This window comes from Erysipelatoclostridium sp. An15 (genome assembly GCF_002160675.1).
Classification (GTDB): domain Bacteria; phylum Bacillota_I; class Bacilli_A; order Erysipelotrichales; family Coprobacillaceae; genus Thomasclavelia; species Thomasclavelia merdavium.
In genome coordinates this window covers 1-19773 of the sequence record NZ_NFLA01000036.1, presented here as the reverse complement: position 1 = coordinate 19773, position 19773 = coordinate 1, and the positions used below count along the sequence as shown (strand labels likewise).

General features: G+C 30.8%; 24 protein-coding genes, 1 pseudogene and 1 riboswitch. Of the genes and pseudogenes, 1 reads left to right on the top strand and 24 read right to left on the bottom strand.

What is annotated here, in order from left to right; genetic code table 11:
* Window positions 1-75: 75 nt before the first annotated feature.
* From B5E92_RS11025 to B5E92_RS10970, 12 genes are all read right to left on the bottom strand, one after another.
* Window positions 76-1980, bottom strand: a complete 1905-nt coding sequence (locus tag B5E92_RS11025) for a penicillin-binding transpeptidase domain-containing protein (protein ID WP_087302137.1) — start codon at window positions 1978-1980, stop codon at window positions 76-78.
* Between the two features lie 45 nt (window positions 1981-2025).
* Window positions 2026-4167 (bottom strand): penicillin-binding protein, encoded by a 2142-nt coding sequence (locus B5E92_RS11020; protein ID WP_087302135.1) that lies wholly within the window; start codon window positions 4165-4167, stop codon window positions 2026-2028.
* A complete protein-coding gene (locus B5E92_RS11015) occupies window positions 4167-4466 on the bottom strand; it encodes a hypothetical protein (protein WP_087302133.1) in 300 nt (99 codons plus the stop codon). Before B5E92_RS11015 ends, B5E92_RS11020 begins: the two co-directional genes overlap by 1 nt.
* Window positions 4456-5400, bottom strand: a complete 945-nt coding sequence (rsmH, locus tag B5E92_RS11010) for a 16S rRNA (cytosine(1402)-N(4))-methyltransferase RsmH (RefSeq protein WP_087302131.1) — start codon at window positions 5398-5400, stop codon at window positions 4456-4458. The genes B5E92_RS11015 and rsmH overlap by 11 nt, the downstream gene beginning before the upstream one ends.
* A gap of 9 nt (window positions 5401-5409) precedes the next feature.
* Window positions 5410-5841, bottom strand: a complete 432-nt coding sequence (gene mraZ, locus B5E92_RS11005) for a division/cell wall cluster transcriptional repressor MraZ (protein ID WP_087302129.1) — start codon at window positions 5839-5841, stop codon at window positions 5410-5412.
* 215 nt (window positions 5842-6056) lie between these two features.
* Window positions 6057-6224 (bottom strand): 50S ribosomal protein L32, encoded by a 168-nt coding sequence (gene rpmF, locus B5E92_RS11000; RefSeq protein WP_087302127.1) that lies wholly within the window; start codon window positions 6222-6224, stop codon window positions 6057-6059.
* 12 nt (window positions 6225-6236) lie between these two features.
* Window positions 6237-6755 carry a DUF177 domain-containing protein gene (locus B5E92_RS10995; protein ID WP_087302125.1) on the bottom strand — a complete coding sequence of 173 codons (519 nt, stop codon included), beginning with the start codon at window positions 6753-6755 and terminating at the stop codon, window positions 6237-6239.
* Window positions 6756-6847: 92 nt separating this feature from the next.
* Window positions 6848-7090, bottom strand: coding sequence for a stage VI sporulation protein F (locus B5E92_RS10990; protein ID WP_087302123.1), 243 nt, complete (start codon window positions 7088-7090; stop codon window positions 6848-6850).
* A 39-nt stretch (window positions 7091-7129) separates the two neighbouring features.
* Entirely contained in the window at window positions 7130-8134 is a 1005-nt protein-coding gene (locus B5E92_RS10985; RefSeq protein ID WP_087302121.1) for an NAD(P)H-dependent glycerol-3-phosphate dehydrogenase, read from the bottom strand.
* A gap of 16 nt (window positions 8135-8150) precedes the next feature.
* The gene (gene der / locus B5E92_RS10980) at window positions 8151-9455 is read right to left on the bottom strand and encodes a ribosome biogenesis GTPase Der (RefSeq protein WP_087302119.1); all 1305 of its coding nucleotides are present in this window, start codon (window positions 9453-9455) and stop codon (window positions 8151-8153) included.
* A 1-nt stretch (window position 9456) separates the two neighbouring features.
* A complete protein-coding gene (gene cmk / locus B5E92_RS10975) occupies window positions 9457-10125 on the bottom strand; it encodes a (d)CMP kinase (protein WP_087302117.1) in 669 nt (222 codons plus the stop codon).
* A 47-nt stretch (window positions 10126-10172) separates the two neighbouring features.
* Window positions 10173-11051: a hypothetical protein gene (locus tag B5E92_RS10970; RefSeq protein WP_087302115.1), complete on the bottom strand. Its 879-nt coding sequence runs from the start codon at window positions 11049-11051 to the stop codon at window positions 10173-10175.
* A gap of 111 nt (window positions 11052-11162) precedes the next feature.
* Here B5E92_RS10970 and B5E92_RS10965 point away from each other — a divergent pair, with 111 nt between their 5' ends.
* Window positions 11163-11342: a ferredoxin gene (locus tag B5E92_RS10965; RefSeq protein ID WP_087302113.1), complete on the top strand. Its 180-nt coding sequence runs from the start codon at window positions 11163-11165 to the stop codon at window positions 11340-11342.
* A 45-nt stretch (window positions 11343-11387) separates the two neighbouring features.
* Here the strand turns inward: B5E92_RS10965 and B5E92_RS10960 are convergent, their stop codons facing one another.
* From B5E92_RS10960 to B5E92_RS10905, 12 genes and pseudogenes are all read right to left on the bottom strand, one after another.
* Window positions 11388-11624, bottom strand: a complete 237-nt coding sequence (locus B5E92_RS10960) for a hypothetical protein (RefSeq protein WP_087302111.1) — start codon at window positions 11622-11624, stop codon at window positions 11388-11390.
* Between the two features lie 99 nt (window positions 11625-11723).
* The gene (locus B5E92_RS10955; RefSeq protein ID WP_087302109.1) at window positions 11724-12083 is read right to left on the bottom strand and encodes a methylglyoxal synthase; all 360 of its coding nucleotides are present in this window, start codon (window positions 12081-12083) and stop codon (window positions 11724-11726) included.
* A 1-nt stretch (window position 12084) separates the two neighbouring features.
* Window positions 12085-12729, bottom strand: coding sequence for a Gx transporter family protein (locus tag B5E92_RS10950; RefSeq protein WP_087302107.1), 645 nt, complete (start codon window positions 12727-12729; stop codon window positions 12085-12087).
* Between the two features lie 65 nt (window positions 12730-12794).
* Window positions 12795-12907: riboswitch (FMN riboswitch) on the bottom strand.
* Window positions 12908-12979: 72 nt separating this feature from the next.
* The gene (locus tag B5E92_RS10945) at window positions 12980-13528 is read right to left on the bottom strand and encodes a zinc-ribbon domain-containing protein (protein ID WP_158095225.1); all 549 of its coding nucleotides are present in this window, start codon (window positions 13526-13528) and stop codon (window positions 12980-12982) included.
* A 92-nt stretch (window positions 13529-13620) separates the two neighbouring features.
* On the bottom strand, window positions 13621-14838 hold the full coding sequence (locus tag B5E92_RS10940) for a S1C family serine protease (RefSeq protein WP_087302103.1): 1218 nt from the start codon (window positions 14836-14838) through the stop codon (window positions 13621-13623).
* A gap of 102 nt (window positions 14839-14940) precedes the next feature.
* Window positions 14941-16164, bottom strand: coding sequence for a cell wall metabolism sensor histidine kinase WalK (locus B5E92_RS10935; RefSeq protein WP_087302101.1), 1224 nt, complete (start codon window positions 16162-16164; stop codon window positions 14941-14943).
* Window positions 16157-16831, bottom strand: coding sequence for a response regulator transcription factor (locus B5E92_RS10930; RefSeq protein WP_087302100.1), 675 nt, complete (start codon window positions 16829-16831; stop codon window positions 16157-16159). The genes B5E92_RS10935 and B5E92_RS10930 overlap by 8 nt, the downstream gene beginning before the upstream one ends.
* Entirely contained in the window at window positions 16824-17780 is a 957-nt protein-coding gene (locus tag B5E92_RS10925) for a PhoH family protein (RefSeq protein ID WP_087302098.1), read from the bottom strand. Before B5E92_RS10925 ends, B5E92_RS10930 begins: the two co-directional genes overlap by 8 nt.
* Window positions 17781-18701 (bottom strand): sporulation protein YqfD, encoded by a 921-nt coding sequence (locus B5E92_RS10920; protein WP_087302096.1) that lies wholly within the window; start codon window positions 18699-18701, stop codon window positions 17781-17783.
* Window positions 18698-18889, bottom strand: coding sequence for a YabP/YqfC family sporulation protein (locus B5E92_RS10915; protein ID WP_087302094.1), 192 nt, complete (start codon window positions 18887-18889; stop codon window positions 18698-18700). The genes B5E92_RS10920 and B5E92_RS10915 overlap by 4 nt, the downstream gene beginning before the upstream one ends.
* A gap of 129 nt (window positions 18890-19018) precedes the next feature.
* Window positions 19019-19204, bottom strand: a complete 186-nt coding sequence (gene rpsU / locus B5E92_RS10910) for a 30S ribosomal protein S21 (protein WP_087302092.1) — start codon at window positions 19202-19204, stop codon at window positions 19019-19021.
* A gap of 167 nt (window positions 19205-19371) precedes the next feature.
* Window positions 19372-19773 (bottom strand): annotated as a pseudogene (locus B5E92_RS10905) (3-deoxy-7-phosphoheptulonate synthase); the annotation flags it as partial.

Here is a 19773-nt window from a genome sequence, read left to right as displayed (position 1 = left end):
ATTATAATATTATAAACACTATAAAATGTCAAATTGTCCCCAAATTACAAAGCAAAAAAGCAGTTTCCTGCTTTTTTACTTTCCTAACATAATAACAATAGTTGATCCTGCTTCAACAGATTCCCCAACTCGTGGTAACTGATCAATTACTTTATCACCTTCACCAATAAATTCAAATTTTAATTTAGGATTGCTGACTTCACTTTTAGATTTACCAACATAATTTTCTACCTTGATTGATTCAACATCCATATAAGTATATGTTTTTTCTTTTTGTTTACTTACTTTTTCAATTCCCATACTTGGTAAAATATCCACTAGCATTTTACGAGCAATTGGAGCCACTGTCGTTCCACCATATTGAACACAGTTTTTGGGATTATCCATTGCCACATATAAAACAATCTGAGGATCATCGATTGGCGCAATCCCAATAAAAGAAAGAATATATCCTCCATCGACATAACTACCATTAACTGCTTTTTGAGCAGTTCCTGTTTTACCACCAATACGATAACCATCAATATAGGCATTTCTACCGCCACCATCACTAACTACTGATTCTAAAGCATCGCATACTTTTTTTGATGTTTCTTCACTAATGACCTGTCTTAAAGGTTGCGGCTGTTGCTGATAGACAATATCATTTGAATAATTATTGATTACACTATCTACAATATAGGGCTGATACAAAGTTCCGCCATTTACACATGCACAAACCGCTCGAACTAATTGCATTGGCGTTACCGAAATCCCTTGGCCAAATGCAACGGTAGCTTGTTCTAATTCGTTAAAATTTTCGTAATCAAACATTATCCCCTTAGATTCTCCTGGCAAATCAACACCAGTTTTTTCTGTCAAACCAAATTTCTGGACATATTCATATAATTTATCTTTTCCTAATCTTCTACCTATTTCAACAAATCCAGGATTGGAAGAGTTTTGAAGCACTTCTCTAAAAGTCTGCAAGCCATGTCCACCTTTTTTCCATGATTTAATTCTAGCTCCACCTACTATTTCATAGCCTTGATCATAATAAGTATCCTTATCCATATCAAACAAATTTTCATTTAATGCCGATGAAAATGTAATAATCTTAAATGTAGAACCTGGTTCATAAGATTTCCAAATTGGTATATTTTGATTATAAACATCAGGATCAGCATTTTGATAATCATTTGGATCAAAATCCGGCTTACAAGCCATTGCTAAAATTTTACCAGTATTAGGATCCATTGCTAATGCCCAAATACCATCTGGATTATAAGTATCATAAGCGTTATCTAACTCTCGCTCTAAAATATCTTGAATATCGCCATCGATTGTAAGTTGAATATTAAAACCGCTAGTAGGAGCATTATAAACACTAGGATATAAAGAAATCGGATTACTTTTAGCATCCATAAAATAATCAATACTTCCATTACTGCCATCTAAATAAGAGTCATATTTCAACTCCAAACCAAGCAATCCCTGATTATCAATTCCAACAAATCCTAACGTTTGTGCTAAATAACTTCCATTTGGATAATAACGTTTAGAATCTTTAATTAAATATACTCCTGGTAATTTTAAGTGATCGATTCTAGCAGCAGTTTCATCATCCAGCTGGCGTCCTTCAGGCTGGATTCTTTGAATTGAAACATTTTTACTTATCTTCTCTTCAATTACTTTAACATCAACATTTAAAATATCTGCTAATTTATTAGCCGTTGCCACGACATCTTTAATTTGACTAGGGACAACAACTAATGAAGCTGTCGTTAAATTAGTAGCTAAAACATTATTATCCCCATCTAATATTAATCCCCTATTAGCCTCAACAGGAAAACTTCTTTGCCACAAATCAACTGCTCGATTATAGATATTTACCCGATCAACAATTTGAATATAACCAATTTTTATAATAATTGCTACAACAATAATTATTGTAATGATCTTAACAATTTTTATTTTCTTTTTTGTTAGTTCATAAATCATTTAACCACCTAGTTAAATATATGAAAAAAGTAAGGCCCATAGACCTTACTGTAAAGCAATAGTTATTGTATCACCAGCATGAACCAATGTTCCTTCTGGTAAACTTTGAGCAGCCACCTGGCCACTATCTCCTTGAATAGTAATATTCAAACCAGATAATGAAGCATAAGTGGAAATATCTTTTCGTGACCAGCCAACAAAATTAGGTAATGTAATATCCGTTGACTCAGTCTTTAAAAAGACACGATCATTTTTGGTTACTTTAGTTTTAGCTTCAGGATATTGTTCTAAAACTGTACTACCATTACCAATCAATTGAACATTGATTGATTTAGATTCTAATTTAGATTTAACAAAACTTGCACTTTGATTAATAAATGAATCTAACTTATAATCTCCATCACTAGTACTAGTAGTTTCTGGGGCATTATATGATGATACAATTGATAACGCTGTTGGCATAACGTTTTGAATAACGTTAGCTTGATGTTGAGTTGTATCATTATCAGGCCCTTGGAAAACAATATTTACAATAATTTGTGGATCTTCATATGGAGCCATTCCCATAAATGATTTTGTATAACTAGTAGTTGAATAAGCTCCATTTTCTACTAATTGACCAGTACCAGTTTTACCAATCATTTGAACACCATTTGTTAATGCAAATTTTTTACCAGTTCCTGTTTCATCACTAACTACCCCTTTTAATAAATCTCTAATTTGCTGTACTGTTTGTGATGAAAAGATTTGTTTTGAATAATTAGTTTTTGTGGCATATGTAACTTCATTAGTTTCTGTATCAACGATTCTTTCTACTAAATATGGATCAACTGTTTTTCCATCATTTGCAAAAGCACTATATGCTTTTAAAAGCTGTAATGATGTAACTGTTGAACCTTGTCCAAACCCTGTAGTTAAATAGGCAGCACGACTGCTATCAGTTTTATATAATGCAACTCCAGCAGCTGCATCGAAACCATCAACTGTACTTGATTGGAAAAATCCTAAATCTTCATACACCTGTTCGACATCTTCACGATTTGTATAACCTCTTTCTAATAAGTTACAAATAGCAACATTACTAGAACGATAAAATCCTTCATTATAAGTAATAGTTCCCCAACCGGCACCATTATTATGGTCACGAATTGGTCGACTTGCCCCATAATCATATTGCCCTGATTCATATGTTGCTTCACCACTATACAAACCACTTTCTATTGAACTAGCATAAACAAATGTTTTAAATACTGATCCACATTCATAAGCAGTATCGAATAAAAAGTTTTTATAATCACTAATATTACGTTCATTAGGATTAAATGATGGATAAGTAGAAGTAGCTAAAATTTTTCCAGTTTTAGCTTCCATAATTGTACATGAAGCCTTGCTGGCACCAGCTGCCGCTGCTTCGTTAGCAAGCTGATAATCTAATTCTCTTTGTAAAGAACTATTAATAGTTAAATAAATATCTTGGCCATTAACAGCATCTTTTTCTTCTAAGATACCATCTGGTAAAACATATCCTTTAGAATCCATCTGATAAACTTTATAGCCATTTTCACCAGCTAAAGTATCATCATAAATAGCTTCTAAGCCCATTTCACCAACTAATTGTTTAACACTATCTTTTTCAGATGATTTAGCATAACCAATAATATAACTACAAAAATCACCATAAGGATAGTTACGAGTATTACTATCTTCAAATTCTAAACCTGGAAGCCCAGTATCTTCAATTTGTTTTTTGACACTAGCACTTAAATTATTGCCATAATTTCCAAATTCAACTTGGTATGCTCCAGCGGCTGCCTTTTCTTGCATTTGCTGTGCCATTGTTGTTGGATCCATTCCGATAATAGGACCAATAGCATTTGCAGTAGCTACAATATCTTCAACATAAGCTGCTTTATCGCTAAAATTGATTCGACTGCTTGAAAGTACTGCAATTAATTTATATTTTTTTACATTAGTTGCTACTATTTCGTTATCACTAGTGAAAATTTCACCACGATCAGCATATTCTACCGTCTCTGCTTTGCCTCTTGATTGTGCAAAAGCGGCAATATCATTATCACTAATTAAATGTTTACCTGTTAATCCTAGATAAACAATATTAGCGACTAAAGAAAAAATAACTAATGCAAAGATAACATAAGCAATCTTTGCACTCTTAAACTGATTCATTATTCATTTACCGATGCTGCATTAGAGGCGGCTACAGCATCATTACTATATGTATACCCTTTTTGGCTAGCAACTGCATTTAATCTAGAAAAAGATGCTAACTCTTGTTTTTGCATTTCTAAACTATCAATGTCATTTTGTGCTTTTTGAATATCGCTTTGTAAAACCTGAATATCACGATTATATTTTGATTCCATTGATTTAACACCAATAATTCCAAAAACAAAAATAACCATTGTTATTATTAAAAATCTTTGTGAAAAAGCTTCAAATTTAGTTCTTCTTTTTTTATGCTTCATTTTCGACCACCCTTTCAATTATTCTAAGTTTCGCTGAATGAGCCCGATGATTAACAGCCAGTTCAGCTTTACTTGCGACGATTGGTTTTTTATTTACCAATTTAAACTTTGGCTGTAAATAATCCGGGATTACCGGTAACCCCGCCGGCACATCTTTTAATTTAGTCACGTCGTTAAATGTATATTTACAAATCTTATCTTCTAAACTATGGAAAGTAATTACTGCAATTCTTCCATTAACGTTTAAGATATCTAACGCATCTTTTAATGCTTTATCAAATACATTTAACTCATCATTTACTGCAATTCTCAGTGCCTGAAAAGTTTTTTTAGCTGGATGTCCTTTTTTACGTAACACTGAAGCTGGTAAAGCGTCTTTAATAACCTCAACAAGTTCAAATGTTGTTTCAATCGGTTTAATCTTTCGCTTTTGTTCAATCTTACGTGCTATTTGTTTAGCAAACTTTTCATCAGCGTATTTGTATAAAATTTCTACTATTTGTTCATAGGACCACGTATTAACTATTTTATATGCATCTAAATCATTAGATTTATCCATACGCATATCCAAACGAGCATCATGATTATAACTAAAACCTCGTTCTCCAGTGTCAAATTGTGGTGACGATACACCCAAATCAAAAATTATTCCATCAACTTTAGTGATATTTTCACTAGCTAGCATCTCTTTTAAATTCACAAAATTAGAATAAAAAATCGTAAAATTATCACCAATTGCTTCTAATCGCGATTTAGCTGCATCAATAGCCATTTGATCTTGATCAAAACAATATAGATGTCCCGAAGTAAGCTGTTTTAAAATTGCCATACTGTGTCCGGCTCCACCTAAAGTGCAATCAACGTAAATCCCATCTTCTTTTATATTTAAGCCTTCTACTGCTTCGTTCAATAATACTGTTACATGATCAAACATTTTTCTCTCCTATAAATCAAAATCATCTAAAGATTCACAAATATCATCAAAACTATCTTTTTTACTATCATAATAACTATCCCACCGATCTTTGTTCCAGATTTCCACATGATCACCAGCTCCGATAATCATACATTCTTTTTCTAAATTAGCTTCTTTACGCAAAAATGATGAGATATTAACTCTACCAAGTTTATCAAAAACAAGTTCGTCAGCCATTGAAGTTACAATCCTGACATAATCACGAGCTTGTCTTTTAGTAGTGGGCAATTTATGAAGTTTTTCATAATATTCATTCCATCCATCAATCGTGTATAACGCTAGACAGCCATCAAGTCCACGGGTAACAACAACACTATCCCCACATTGTTCTCTTAATTTTGAGGGAATAATAAGACGCCCTTTGGCGTCGATGTTATGCTTAAATTGCCCCATAAACATTATTTATCACCCACTCCTTAACACTCTCTAACACGATTTAACACTTCTTACCACCTATTATATACTGTATTTAATCTTTTGTATAGCATTTTTGTGATTTTTGTTATTAATGAAAAAAACGGCTAATCATCAAAAATAGCCGTTTTTTTCACATAAATTTCTATTATAAACAAAAAACACTATCAATAAATGATAGTGTCCGCTAAAAACAAATTTTATAAAACTTTTTGACCTTTATAAGTACCGCAGTGTTTACAAACACGATGTGATAATTTGTATTCACCGCACTCAGGACATACAACTACAGCTGGTGCTGAAAGTTTGTCATGAGTTCTTCTCTTATTTCTTCTTGTACTTGAAACTCTTCTAAATGGTACTGCCATCAGTATAACCTCCTATTTATCTTTAAAATAATCTTTCAACTTAGCTAACCTAGGATCAATGTAATCTTCATCATTGGTATCACTAGCACTGTTATCTAATATTCTCCAACCTTTTCCTTCAGATTTAATATTAGCGTCGTCTTTAACTACACGCATTGGTACTTCTAACATAATGTTTTCAAATACCACCGGTGTAAGATCGACAATATCTTTTTTTACCTCATGAACATCCTCTAAGGGATCAGGTTTTTCAAAAGCAAACACCTCGGTTGAATTAATTTCAAAAGGATACTCAACATCTTCTAATGTAAGTGCACAAGGAAGAATCATCGTTCCTTTAATATTAAGATCAACATAAAGGCGTCTATCATTTGAATCAAGATTTCCGGTTCCTGAAACAATAATGTCCTTCAAGTCATTAATTTGAGTATACTGGTCAAACACCTCTGAAGGAAAAGTAATTCCTTCTTCAAAATCAAATTTTCCGTGATGCTTAACAATCCATTGTAAATTGTATTTCAAAATAATCACCTTTCCATAACCGCAATGACAATTATATATAAAATAATACCATAAGTCAACACAAAAAATATTTGTTTTTATCGTTTATTTTAATACATTGTCTAAACCATTCGATCAATATCTCGAGGAACTTTATTATTCTTGATCATTGATACTAATTTATCAACTTTACTTGGACTAATCGACTTATTTGTCACTTTAGCAACACTTAAAATAAATTCACGAATATCATTTTCATTATTTAAATCTTTAGTTTGCAAATCATTAGCCAGTTTTAAAATTTCCCCTTTATTGACGTTAGTCTTTTTTACTACTTTATCTAAAAAAATATCTTCATCTTTCATATTATCACCACTATATAATATGAAAATAATTAAATAACGTTACCCTTCGATTTTTAATTCCCGACGCATTAATTGTTGTATTTCCCGTTTAGGTTCATGATTGTTGTATAAAACATTATAAATCGCATTAATTATCGGTAATTCAATATCAGGATATTTCTTAGCATCTTCATAAATAACACGACAAGTTCTAATTCCTTCACAAGTCTTTTTATTATTTTTCATAAAAGAACGAGCATCATTATTTTTGCCAATTTCCAAACCAGCTTGAAAATTTCGAGAATGAATTGATGAACATGTGACGATCAAATCTCCTACACCTGTTAATCCCATGTATGTTTCTAAACGACCGCCTTTTTTAGTTCCATAACGAACCATTTCAGCTAAACCACGAGTAATTAATGCTGCTTTAGTATTATCACCATATCCTAAACCACTTAAAACGCCAGCAGCTACAGCAATAACATTTTTTATTGCTACCCCATATTCAGCTCCTACTTCATCGTTTAAACGATAAACTCTAAAATAATCATTAGAGAATAACATTTGCACATCACGGGCCATTTCATCATCTAGCGAAACAGCACATACAGTTGTTAACATTCTAATTACAACTTCTTCAGCGTGGCTAGGCCCAATCAAAGAAACTACTGGATTAATTAAGCTTTCATCTAAAACACTACGAATTGTATCAGACATCCGCATATTTGTTCCTAAGTCAAACCCCTTAGCAGCATTTATAACTGTTATTTTCTTTTTAATATATGGTTTAACTTTTTCTAATGTTTCTTTTACATATTGAGTAGGAATAGTTATTAATAAATAATCCATGTCCTTTAATGCTTCTTCTAAATTATTTGTAGCTTGAATTTCATTTTCTAAATAGACGTCTTTAAAAAACGCTTGATTTTGATGATTAAGATTTATGTCATCGATTTGGCTTTGTTCGATTCCATACATCATAATTTCATTTTGATTATCAACTAAAACTCTACTTAAGGCAGTTGCCCAGCTACCTGTCCCTAATACTGCAATTTTACTCATTTTCTCACTTCCTTACTTAATCCCGTTTACGACAAATAATATGTATTGGTGTTCCTTCAAAACCAAATGATTCTCTTAAGCGATTTTCTAAATATCGTTTATAACTAAAATGCATATATTGAGGATCATTTACAAACAATACAAATGTTGGCGGACAAATACTTACTTGATTAGCATAAAATATTTTTAAACGTCCCCCATTAAAAGTAGTAGTTGGATTAATTGCTTGAGCATCTACTAAAACATCGTTTAAAACACTTGTTTGAACACGTTTATGTGAATTTAAATAAGCTTCTTGTATTAATGGGAATAACTGATTTACACGCTGATGAGTTTTAGCAGAGATAAAAATAATTCTTGCATAATCTAGATATTTAAATTGACTGCGCAATTCTTTTTCCATCTTATTCATTGTTTTATCATCTTTGGTAACTAAATCCCATTTATTAACAACCAAGATGACACCTTTACCAGCTTCATGAGCATATCCAGCAACATGTTTATCCTGGTCAATGATACCAACATCAGCATCAACAACTACAATAATAACGTCACTTTTTTCAATTGCTGACATTGCTCTAATTATTGAATATTTTTCAATATTTTCATAAACTTTTCCTTTTTTTCTCATTCCCGCAGTATCGACAACTCGATATTTTTGACCATCTTTTTCAAAAACCGTATCGATTGCATCACGAGTAGTTCCAGCAACATCAGAAACAATTACTCTTTCTTCACCTAAAATAGCATTAGTAAGTGAAGATTTCCCAACATTAGGACGACCAATAATTGAAAAACGAATTTCATCATCATCAAATTCATCTTCTGTAAAATCCAGCTGTTTAATAATTTCATCTAATAAATCACCGATTCCAATTCCATGGCTTCCAGAAACTGGTATTGGATCACCAATTCCTAAATTATAAAATTCATAAATATTATCTTTATAAGATTCATCATCTATTTTATTAACAGCTAATAAAACTGGCTTTCTTGATTTCTGTAATAATCGAGCAACATATTCATCTTCACGAGTAATACCTTCACGACCATTGACAACAAAAACAATCAAATCAGCTTCTTCAATAGCAATTTCTGCCTGCATTTTAATTTGGGCAGTAAAAGAAGCATTTTCTAATTCGATTCCACCGGTATCAATAACTCGAAATTCTTTAGTTAACCATGATGCCGTAGCATAAATACGATCTCGAGTTACCCCAGCAACATCTTCAACTATGGAAATTCTTTCACCAACAATTCGATTAAAAATCGTTGATTTTCCAACATTAGCTCTTCCGACAATAGCAACAATTCCAGCCATTTTATCCCTCCTTTTGTTTTTGAATAACTAATTCCATCACTTTATCTACGACTTCTTCTAAACTTAAATCAGAAGTATCGATTTCAATTGCATCATCTGCTTTTTTTAATGGTGATATTTTACGATGCATATCTTGATAATCGCGCTGTTCAATTTCTTTTTGGATAGTATCTAAATCAGCTTCTAAGCCACGTTGTAAATTTTCTAAATAACGTCTTTTAGCTCTAGTTTTACTACTAGCAACTTGATATATTTTCAACTGTGCATCTGGTAAAACAACTGTCCCAATATCACGACCGTCTAAAATCACACCGCCTTGACTAGCCATTTGTCTTTGTTGTAAAACCAAAAAGTTTCTAACTTCCTGATAAGTGGAAACAACACTTGCAGCCATTGAGATACGATCATGGCGAATTTTAGCACTAACATCTTCCTGGTTTAAAAAAACCTGATTAGCACTATTCATTTCTATTTTTATATTATCAAGTGCTTGAGTCACAGCATTTTCATCATGTAAATCAACATTATTTTCTAAACAATAATATCCTACACATCGATACATCGCACCGGTATCAATATACACATAATCAAGTTTTTTAGCAACAATTTTCGCAATTGTACTTTTTCCAGCTGCACTTGGTCCATCAATTGCAATTGAAATCTTTTTCATATAATAAAAACCTCCATTTCTTTAAAAAAACTAAGGTGGTCCTTAGTTTAAAAGAATATCTGGTACCCTATCATACCACATAAACCAACAAATACAATAACTAAAAAGATAATAATATAGTTTAAAATTGTCGCTACTCGATCACCTTTATCATTATTATTTTCTTCTATTTCTTCGCTTTCTTCATCCAAATCTGTTTCAACAGTTTCCTCTTTAATTATTCGCTGGCTTGTTGTCATTTCTTTTTGTTTTAAAACTTTTTCCACTTCACGTTGATCTTTTTCTTTTATTTGTTTTAACATTTCTTCTAAAGATTTAGTTTGTTCTAAAACAGGTTCTGTTACTTCATCTAGTTCTTCGTTTTCTTCCTCATCTTCAAAAACGTTTTCTTCTTCCATGATCAACTTTGCTTTTTTAGCATCTTCTTCTGGTGACATACTAGCTAAACGTTCCATCAAAGTCATCTTCTTCTTTTCTGCTTTATCACTAATTTCATCAATTAGCTCCTCATCATCACCATTTACAAAAAATCCCTTTGAAAATTGTGAAGTACTAACATTATCGAATTTATTTAAACGTACTACTTGTTTTTCTGGTTCTCGAATTTTATTTAAAATATCCATTCTGGTATTATAATGTGCTGCTTTTCCTACACTAACTTTGGCACTGCGCAAAGCACGATCAATTTCTTCACTACTTTCTCGTTGCATTTGTTCAAAAGTTTTAGCTTCTGTTAAAGTATCTTCAATATCAGGTTCTTTTCTTTCACTACGAAAAGCCCGATTAACTGATAATAAAAAATCATCATCTTCATCTACTGAATTACTATTATTAACATTATCGTCGGTACCTTCGCGGTTTATTCCAACTTCTTCTTTTATTCCTTCTCTTAATTCGCGATATTTATTTACACGTGAATTATTCACTTAAAATCACCCTTTCGTCGTACATTATAACATACTTTTTTAGTAATTTATTTATAAATATTGGAAATTACACTATTTTGAGTTATAATAGATAAAGAAGGAGGAATTATAATGGCTAAAATTACAGTAAGTGATGCTTGCATCGGTTGTGGTGCTTGCACTGGTATCGCACCTGATATTTTTGAAATCAATGACGAAGGATTAGCTCATGTTGTTGGTGAAGGAGATATCGATAGCGCTAAAGAAGCTGCAGAATGCTGCCCTGTAGAAGCAATTTCTGTAGAAGAATAATTTAGTTTTAAGATCCATAGGTTGTGCTTATGGATTTTTTTATTGTTAGTTATGTAATAAGTTAAAAAATAATTTTAATAACACCGGTAAAACAACTAAGCCTAAAAAGTAATCTAATTTGGTAATTTGATCTAATTTTTCTTTACACAATATCTGTCCTATAAAGATACTTAACATTGAAAATGAATAATTTATCTTCAATGTCATATCCATTGCAAAACCAATAAAAACAAAAATATAATATAAAAACTTTTTAAATCTCCTTTTTTCAACATCACCCATAATCCTTCACCCCAACAATTCAAATAAAAATCTATCTATATATATTGTATCATAGTTATTTGCATATTAAAAAAATCACAGCAAACGCTGTGACTTACTTTATAAACTTTTTAATAAAATCAATGCCGTTGCTTTATTAGATGCTAGTGGAATATAATGAACATCACATAGACGCATTAAAGCACTGATATCCGGTTCGTGAGGTTGAGCAGTAAGTGGATCACGGAAAAAGAAAACCATATCCATCTTACCAATAGCAATCATACTACCAATTTGCTGATCTCCTCCATATGGACCTGATAAAAACCGATGAACAGTTAAGTTAGTATTTTCCATTATTTTTTTACCTGTTGTACCAGTTCCATATAAATTATGTTTAGCAAATAATTCTTCATTATCCTTAACAAATTCTATCATTTCTTCCTTTTTCTTATCATGAGCAATCAAAGCTATATTCATCTTATGCCTCCTTAAACTTATCCTCAATCGGTCTTACTATATAATAAACAATAGCAGAAATAATTCCTTTAATAAAGTTAAATGGGAAATAAATGATAAAAATAGCTTGACCATATGGTGATAAGAAATTCAATATTCCAGGAACAGCAATACTTGTGCCATATTGTTGATTAAAGGCTTCGATATCTACAGCAAATGGTAATTCTGTAAACCAGGTTGGTTTTTGCATTAAATATGTTGGTGTAACAAAAAGATAATTTAAAATAAACATCACCATTGCAAAAGCAAACATTGTTATTACCATATTAATTACATATGTTATTAAATTATTTTTAAGCTTGATATGTTTTGATAAAAAATAATAAACACAACAAATTGTCAATGATGCAATTAATGCCGTAATTTGACCTATTGCAATTGGTCCAACAGGACCTTTAAACAAAATAGAAATAAAGAATTTACATACACATACAAATAAAGCCGTTTTAAACCCTAACATTGAAATAGCCATTAATACAACCACTTCAGATAAATCAAGATTTAACCACGGCGCAAAAGGATAGGGAATCTCTAATAAACCTAAAATCATTCCCAATGCAGCTAATACAGCTGCCAATACAATTTTTCTTGTCTTAGTTCTTTCCATAGTAATTTCTCCTTAAAATAAAAAATATCATGAAATTACTAATCTCCATGACAAAAAGGCATATTAAATGTCGTTCTTTCATCCAGACTTTACTGTCGGTATAGGAATTGCACCTATTCAGCTTGCGCTCGCGGACTTTACCGCCGGTCGGGAATTGCACCCTGCCCTGAAGACTTTCTTTTCTAAAAGACTATATCATAACTTAAAAGCCAATGCAAATAATATGCACTAAAAAACTAGCATCGACATGCTAGTTATGTTTTTTATTATTAATATAAACAAGCAAAGTTCCAATTATCAACCCTGCAACGGCAACGATCATCAAATAAGCACCGATACCTAAATTAGCCATACCGCTTAAAGCACTATTTATATCTGACAATTCAACAATTAAATATACTAATGTAACGATTGCCGCACATAAAGCCGCAAGATCTTGAGCCACGTATGCTAAAACACTAGTTGCTCCAGCTAAAATAATAAATATAATAGCATCTTTCCCAGCGTCCATTAAACTAACACTATAATATCCCATTGAAATAAATGGTAAGAAACAAGCAATTACTGTTAAAATTGTTGATCCAAAAGTAATAATTTCTAACATATTGAATTTTTTACCAGATACTTCAATTTCTTTTTTCTTCATATTTTCTGCTATATCATCTAATTTGTTTTGCGCATTTTCTAAATGCTGATTCATTGCTTGACCAGTACTATTACCATTTTCAATTGGTTGTCCACAATCTGGACAAAATTTTGTCCCATCTGCTACTTCTTTCCCACAGTTTTTACAATACATAATAAACCCTCCATTTATCAAATAAAATTTTATCTTATTATATGATAAAAAATAACAAAAGAAAAGAGCTTTGTTTTTCACAAAGCCCATTACTATTGTTCTGCTAAAGTAACTTTTACGGTCATTTCATCACCATTACGATTAATTACTAATGTAACTGTATCTCCTGGCTGCTTAGAATATAATTCTGATAAGAAGCTTCGATAAGTTGTAATTTCAACATCATCTAATTTTACAATGACATCACCTTGTTGGACTCCAGCTTTACTTGCAGGTCCACCTGAAGTAACTTGAGAAACATAGATACCATCAGATAAATTAGTATCAATACGATAATAACGTAATTGATAGCTTGAATAATCTGATAACGAGAAACCAGAAATTCCAATAAATGGACGAGTTACTTTTCCGTTACTTATAATTTGTTCTACTGATGTAATTACATCATTAATTGGTAAAGCAAATCCCATTCCTTCTACTGAAGTATCTGCTAATTTCATTGAAGTAATACCTACTAATTCGCCAGCTGCATTAACTAATGCACCACCACTATTACCCGGATTGATTGCTGCATCAGTTTGAATAACATTCATATCCCAGTCATCTTGACCATCATCATTTAAATCGACTGAAACTGTTCGATCAGTTCCACTAACAATACCTTGAGTTACTGTTCCAGCGTATTCAATTCCAAGAGGACTACCGATTGCTAAAACAGTTTCGCCAGTTTCTAGTTTACTAGAATCACCACAATCAATAGCAGTCATTTCAAAATCAGCTGTTAATTTTAATACTGCAATATCACTATAAGTATCACCACCAACAACATTAGCTGTAACTGATTCACCGTTTGCAAAAACTACTTGAACTTCACTAGCATCACTAACAACGTGTTCATTAGTAATTATATAAGCACTATTACCATTTACACGATAGACAACGCCACTTCCACTGCCGCTAGCAGCACCATTTGAATAGACAACTACTCCTACAACACTGTCAGCAACATTATTGATTACATCAGTTAGGGAACTTTTAACGTCATAATTTACTGTTTCTACTTTAGTATTGGAATTTGATGAACCTCCACTACCATTAGAATCATCCATCACTACTGTAAACAAAAAGATATTCATTCCTAAAGAAGCAGTTACTAAAACAATAATTACCGCTCTAAATAAACCTGTTGCATTAGGTCTTTCTTTTTTTCCTTTATCACTTTTGTTTCTTCTAAAACTAAATTTACCTTTTTTCTTTTCATCATTTTGAGCTGTTTCTTCAAATTCATTCATTGGATTATTTTCTTCCATTTTTACCACTCCTTCATTCGACACAATTATAATATAAAAGTAATTTGTTCAAATTATTTTTATATTGTGTGAAAATTTGGACTATCTGTAAAATATTTACATCTACTTCAATATTGGCAAAGTAACTGTAAAAGTAGTTCCAATTCCTGGGGTGCTGTCAACATCAATCATACCTTCGCATAATTCAACCATCTTTTTTACAATACTTAAACCCAATCCTGTACCATACTTATTATTTCGTGACTGTTCTACTTGATAAAAGCGATCAAAAATAAAAGGAATATTTTCTTTAGCTATTCCAATTCCTTCATCTTGAACAATAATTACAAAATTCTTTTCATCATTAGTACATTTAATCGAAATAACACCTGAATTTGAATATTTAATAGCGTTAGAAACTAAATTATTTAAAATTGTTTTTATTGCTGTATAATCGAGCATTAATTCTTTAGTTGCTTTTTTGGTTTGATAGACTAATGATAAATACTTATCTTTAGCTAACGGTTCAAACAACTCTACAGTTTCTTTAACTAAATAATCAATATTAACCATCGAAGGATTTAAAGTAGCTTCTAGCCTTTCTAAACGCGATAATTCTAATATATCATCTAAAATATTTTTCATCCGATAGCTTTCTTTTAATAGTATACCCATAAACTCATTAAAAGTATCCTTATTTTTTATCCCTTCTTTTTGTAATATTTCGACACTTCCAATAATAGCACTCATCGGTGTTTTTAATTCATGAGAAACATCAGAAAGAAACTGTTTTTGCATTTTTTCTAATTCTTTTACTTGAGAAACATCGGTAAATAAAATAATCGTTCCATCAAAGACAACCTCATCTCGAAATATTGGCGTCGCTTCAACGTGATAATAACGATCATCGATAGCAATCGCTGCTGTAAATTTTCTTTCAAAAACATAACTTTGATCAACAACATTTAATAGTTGTCCTTTAAAAATATCTTTATAATATTTACCTCGTAAATGCTTAATATTAAAAGCACTACGAAATCTTTGATTAGTAAAAATTATAGTACCTTCCTTATTAACAAAAATCATCGGCAAGTTCATTGTTTTGATCAATGAATTTAAAATCTTATAGTTAAAATCCTTTTCTCCTTCAACCTCATGAATTTCATTTTCTTTTTCACGACGGTAAAATTTAATTTGCCGCTTATAATCCCGGTCGATACTATAAATAATTATTAATACTAACACTGTATAACACATTAAATAAATAACACTATGTTCAATATCAACTGCTATTAAAACTAAAACTACTAAAAATCCTAATAGCAAATTCAGATAATTTTTATTCATCTTTTTTCACCAGTTTATAACCAACTCCCCGAACTGATTTGAATCGAGCTTGACTTTCTTTTAGTTTAGTCTTTAGTTTAAAGACATGAATATCCACTAATCTAGTATCACCATCATAATTGAAATTCCATATTTTCATTAACAATTCTTGTCTTGATAATACTTCTTCTTTATTATCAATAAACATTTGTAATAAATCATATTCAACTTTAGTTAGATTAATTAAATCATCGCCTACATAAACTTCATGTTTAGCTAAATCCATCTTAATATCTAAATACTTAATGATACCTTTAAAATGCTTATGATAGCGTCGTAAATGAGCTTCAATTCGAGCAATTAAAATATTTGCCTGAAAAGGCTTCATTAAATAATCATCAGCACCAGACTCTAATCCTTTGATAATATCATCTTGATCACTACGTGCTGTTAATATGATCATCGGTTTAATATAACCATTATCACGACATTCTTTAATTATTTCCACCCCATCTTTATAAGGCAGCATCCAATCTACTAAAATTAAATCATAATCATTATTTAATATTTGATCACAAGCATCTTTACCATCATATAAACTATCTACTTGATATCCTTTATTATTTAATTCATGACAAAGAATCTTATTAATTGAAATATCATCTTCAATAATTAATAACTTATTCATATTTTCCTTCATACCTTTCAATAATTCTTTGAACAACTGGATGTCTAACTACATCTAATGCTGTTAATTCAACAAATGATATTCCTTTAACACCCTTTAAAATTCTTAGCGCTTTGATTAATCCAGATTCTACCCCTCTAGGTAAATCAATTTGCGTAACATCACCAGTAATAATCATTTTAGAATTAAATCCAAGTCGAGTTAAAAACATCTTCATTTGATTATCGGTAGTATTTTGAGCTTCATCTAAAATAACATAAGCATCTTCTAAGGTTCTTCCACGCATATAGGCTAATGGTGCAATTTCAATTACCCCTTTTTCAATTAATCTTTCTGTTTGTTCAACCCCTAACATATCATGCAAAGCATCATATAATGGTCGTAAATATGGATCAACTTTTTCTTTTAAATCACCTGGTAAAAAACCAAGATTCTCACCTGCTTCTACAGCTGGACGAGTTAACACAATCTTTTTAACAACATTGTTTTTTAATGCATCTACTGCAAAAACTACAGCTAAATAAGTTTTACCAGTCCCGGCTGGTCCAATTCCAAAGACCACATCATTATTTTTTAAAGCAAAATAATAATCTTTTTGACCAAGTGTCTTTGGATAAATCATTTTTCCACTAGCCGTTTTAGTTATTCTAATATTATATAATTCATTTATATGTTTTAAATTATCCTGCTCTACTAATTTAAGAGCATAAACAACATCACGACGACTAATAGTTATTTTTTTACTTACCAATTCAATTAATGTTTGAATAACTTTTTTTGCTTTATCAAAATTAGTAGCATTATCGCCTGTTAATAAAAGTTCATCACCACGTAAAGTAATGCTTATACCAAATGTATCTTCTATTAATTTTAGATTTTCATCATGATTACCGCTTATATTATTAAGCTGTGAAATACTAAATTCTTCTAATTTGATTTGTTCAGTCATTTAACTCTCCTCTTTAATAGCAATATCTTCGATTAAAACATATTGCATTTTTAACACTCTTTTGTTATCAATTATATCATAAGATAAAACTTTTTCTCTATCTATTTTATCAATCGAACCAAGTTTAGCACGAATTGTATATAAAAGATAGCTAAAAGCCTCTCCTTCATCCATTTTTTTAGCATCAATTTCCCCTTGATAAGTTACATACGTATATGCCATTACTTTTCCTTTAGTAGCAATGATTTTATTTTCTCCATTTGTAGAAGTAATCGTATTAGACACTAAAAGATCGCCCTTTTTAACAAACTGATTAACCTGTACTACAATATTACCACTACTAACATCAATACTTTGAATTACCCCATCTTTGCTTGCATAAATATTTTGAAAGTTATTTTCGACTTCTTTAGCTCCAACACTATTTGTATATTTTACAAATAACACTCCGCCTTCTTGATAAATATTCAAATAGTCTATTTTTCCTTTAAAACTAGCTTTTAAATCATCATATATCTCATTTAATTCCTGATATGATTTTTTTAAATCACCAGCATTAATATTATTTTCTTTTAAAACTTCTTCAACTAACTTAGTGTTACTAGGACTATTCCCGGTTATTTCTACTTTAAAAATAAAACGATTACAAATTAGTAATGTCAAAGCAAAACTAATTACACCTATAATATTTATTTTTTTACAAAACAATACGACTAAATAATATAAAATACCAATACTTTTAATAATTTGCATATTATATTTTCGAGCTAAAAAGCGTTGATAGATGGGTAGATAAAATCGATATGTATTATCATCGATTTTAGTTAACTGAAAGACTATTAAATGATCTTTTTTAAAAGCATTAAGTAAAGAAATAATATCATCACTGACTACTTCGTATAAATCATATCCTAATTTCATATAAACTTAACAGATTCGATCTTTCCGCAAACTACAATTTCCTGTTCGCTATAATATCTAATTTCTAAATTCTTACCAGTGATGGATACCATGCTTTGAGGCATTTTAATTTCTATTTTATCATTTTGTAAATAAAGGATATTTTCATAATATTTGATATTTAGATAGTCATTTTCAAGATAAATCATCTAATCACCATAATAAGTATATGAAAAACTTTGTAGTAAATGTCTTAAAGATAAATTAAAGTACAAATTTGTTTAAAAAAATCTTTATAGAGCAAACAAAAAAAGGGCTTTAATAAGCCCCTGATATTTTTATCTTCTACCTTTTTTGTTGTTTTTTCTTGCTGCTTCAGATTTTAATTTTCTTTTTAAACCTGGTTTTACATAAAACTCTCTTTTTCGAGCTTCTGCAAGGGTTCCTGTTCTAGAAACTTGTCTTTTAAAACGACGTAAAGCATCATCTAAAGATTCATTTTCTCTTACTACAGTTTTTGCCATCGAACTATTCCCCCCTTTAACTCTAAACTACGTTCCTATTATATATACATTTTCAAATAATTGCAAGAAAAATAAAGAAAAATATCATCATTTTAATCTATAATTTTTTATAAAACCGACAATAGTAACTAAATCTGCTAAAATAATAACCTTATTTGATTATTTATTTAAATTTTTTTACCTACGATAGTTGCAATTTGTGATACCTGTTTTAATAAATTTTCATATTTTTCTGGTCTTAATGATTGTGGTCCATCACATAATGCCTTCTCTGGATTGTTATGCACTTCTACCATTAATCCATCAGCTCCCGCTGCTATCGCTGCTTTTGCCATTGGTTCTACTAACCACCATTTTCCTCCGGCATGACTTGGATCGATTACTATTGGTAAATGCGTTAATTTCTTTACTACTGGAATTGCCTGTAAATCCAATGTGTTTCTAGTATAGCTTTCAAATGTTCTGATCCCTCTTTCACATAAGATGACATTTGGATTTCCACTTGCCATTATATATTCTGCTGACATGATCCATTCTTCAAATGTTGCACTCAAGCCTCTTTTTAATAA

What these genes read in the sequence shown, in the direction of transcription:
- rsmH (WP_087302131.1), bottom strand. Translation starts at nt 5,400, where the DNA reads ATGTTTGATCATGTAACAGTATTATTGAACGAAGCAGTAGAAGGCTTA.
- cmk (WP_087302117.1), bottom strand. Translation starts at nt 10,125, where the DNA reads ATGAAAAAGATTTCAATTGCAATTGATGGACCAAGTGCAGCTGGAAAA.
- B5E92_RS10945 (WP_158095225.1), bottom strand. Translation starts at nt 13,528, where the DNA reads ATGTATTGTAAAAACTGTGGGAAAGAAGTAGCAGATGGGACAAAATTT.
- mraZ (WP_087302129.1), bottom strand. Translation starts at nt 5,841, where the DNA reads ATGTTTATGGGGCAATTTAAGCATAACATCGACGCCAAAGGGCGTCTT.
- B5E92_RS10920 (WP_087302096.1), bottom strand. Translation starts at nt 18,701, where the DNA reads ATGAAATTAGGATATGATTTATACGAAGTAGTCAGTGATGATATTATT.
- rpmF (WP_087302127.1), bottom strand. Translation starts at nt 6,224, where the DNA reads ATGGCAGTACCATTTAGAAGAGTTTCAAGTACAAGAAGAAATAAGAGA.
- B5E92_RS11015 (WP_087302133.1), bottom strand. Translation starts at nt 4,466, where the DNA reads ATGAAGCATAAAAAAAGAAGAACTAAATTTGAAGCTTTTTCACAAAGA.
- B5E92_RS10940 (WP_087302103.1), bottom strand. Translation starts at nt 14,838, where the DNA reads ATGGAAGAAAATAATCCAATGAATGAATTTGAAGAAACAGCTCAAAAT.
- B5E92_RS10950 (WP_087302107.1), bottom strand. Translation starts at nt 12,729, where the DNA reads ATGGAAAGAACTAAGACAAGAAAAATTGTATTGGCAGCTGTATTAGCT.
- B5E92_RS10965 (WP_087302113.1), top strand. Translation starts at nt 11,163, where the DNA reads ATGGCTAAAATTACAGTAAGTGATGCTTGCATCGGTTGTGGTGCTTGC.
- B5E92_RS11020 (WP_087302135.1), bottom strand. Translation starts at nt 4,167, where the DNA reads ATGAATCAGTTTAAGAGTGCAAAGATTGCTTATGTTATCTTTGCATTA.
- B5E92_RS10915 (WP_087302094.1), bottom strand. Translation starts at nt 18,889, where the DNA reads ATGATTTATCTTGAAAATGACTATCTAAATATCAAATATTATGAAAAT.
- B5E92_RS10985 (WP_087302121.1), bottom strand. Translation starts at nt 8,134, where the DNA reads ATGAGTAAAATTGCAGTATTAGGGACAGGTAGCTGGGCAACTGCCTTA.
- B5E92_RS10925 (WP_087302098.1), bottom strand. Translation starts at nt 17,780, where the DNA reads ATGACTGAACAAATCAAATTAGAAGAATTTAGTATTTCACAGCTTAAT.
- der (WP_087302119.1), bottom strand. Translation starts at nt 9,455, where the DNA reads ATGGCTGGAATTGTTGCTATTGTCGGAAGAGCTAATGTTGGAAAATCA.
- rpsU (WP_087302092.1), bottom strand. Translation starts at nt 19,204, where the DNA reads ATGGCAAAAACTGTAGTAAGAGAAAATGAATCTTTAGATGATGCTTTA.
- B5E92_RS10935 (WP_087302101.1), bottom strand. Translation starts at nt 16,164, where the DNA reads ATGAATAAAAATTATCTGAATTTGCTATTAGGATTTTTAGTAGTTTTA.
- B5E92_RS10930 (WP_087302100.1), bottom strand. Translation starts at nt 16,831, where the DNA reads ATGAATAAGTTATTAATTATTGAAGATGATATTTCAATTAATAAGATT.
- B5E92_RS10955 (WP_087302109.1), bottom strand. Translation starts at nt 12,083, where the DNA reads ATGAATATAGCTTTGATTGCTCATGATAAGAAAAAGGAAGAAATGATA.
- B5E92_RS10990 (WP_087302123.1), bottom strand. Translation starts at nt 7,090, where the DNA reads ATGAAAGATGAAGATATTTTTTTAGATAAAGTAGTAAAAAAGACTAAC.
- B5E92_RS10960 (WP_087302111.1), bottom strand. Translation starts at nt 11,624, where the DNA reads ATGGGTGATGTTGAAAAAAGGAGATTTAAAAAGTTTTTATATTATATT.
- B5E92_RS11025 (WP_087302137.1), bottom strand. Translation starts at nt 1,980, where the DNA reads ATGATTTATGAACTAACAAAAAAGAAAATAAAAATTGTTAAGATCATT.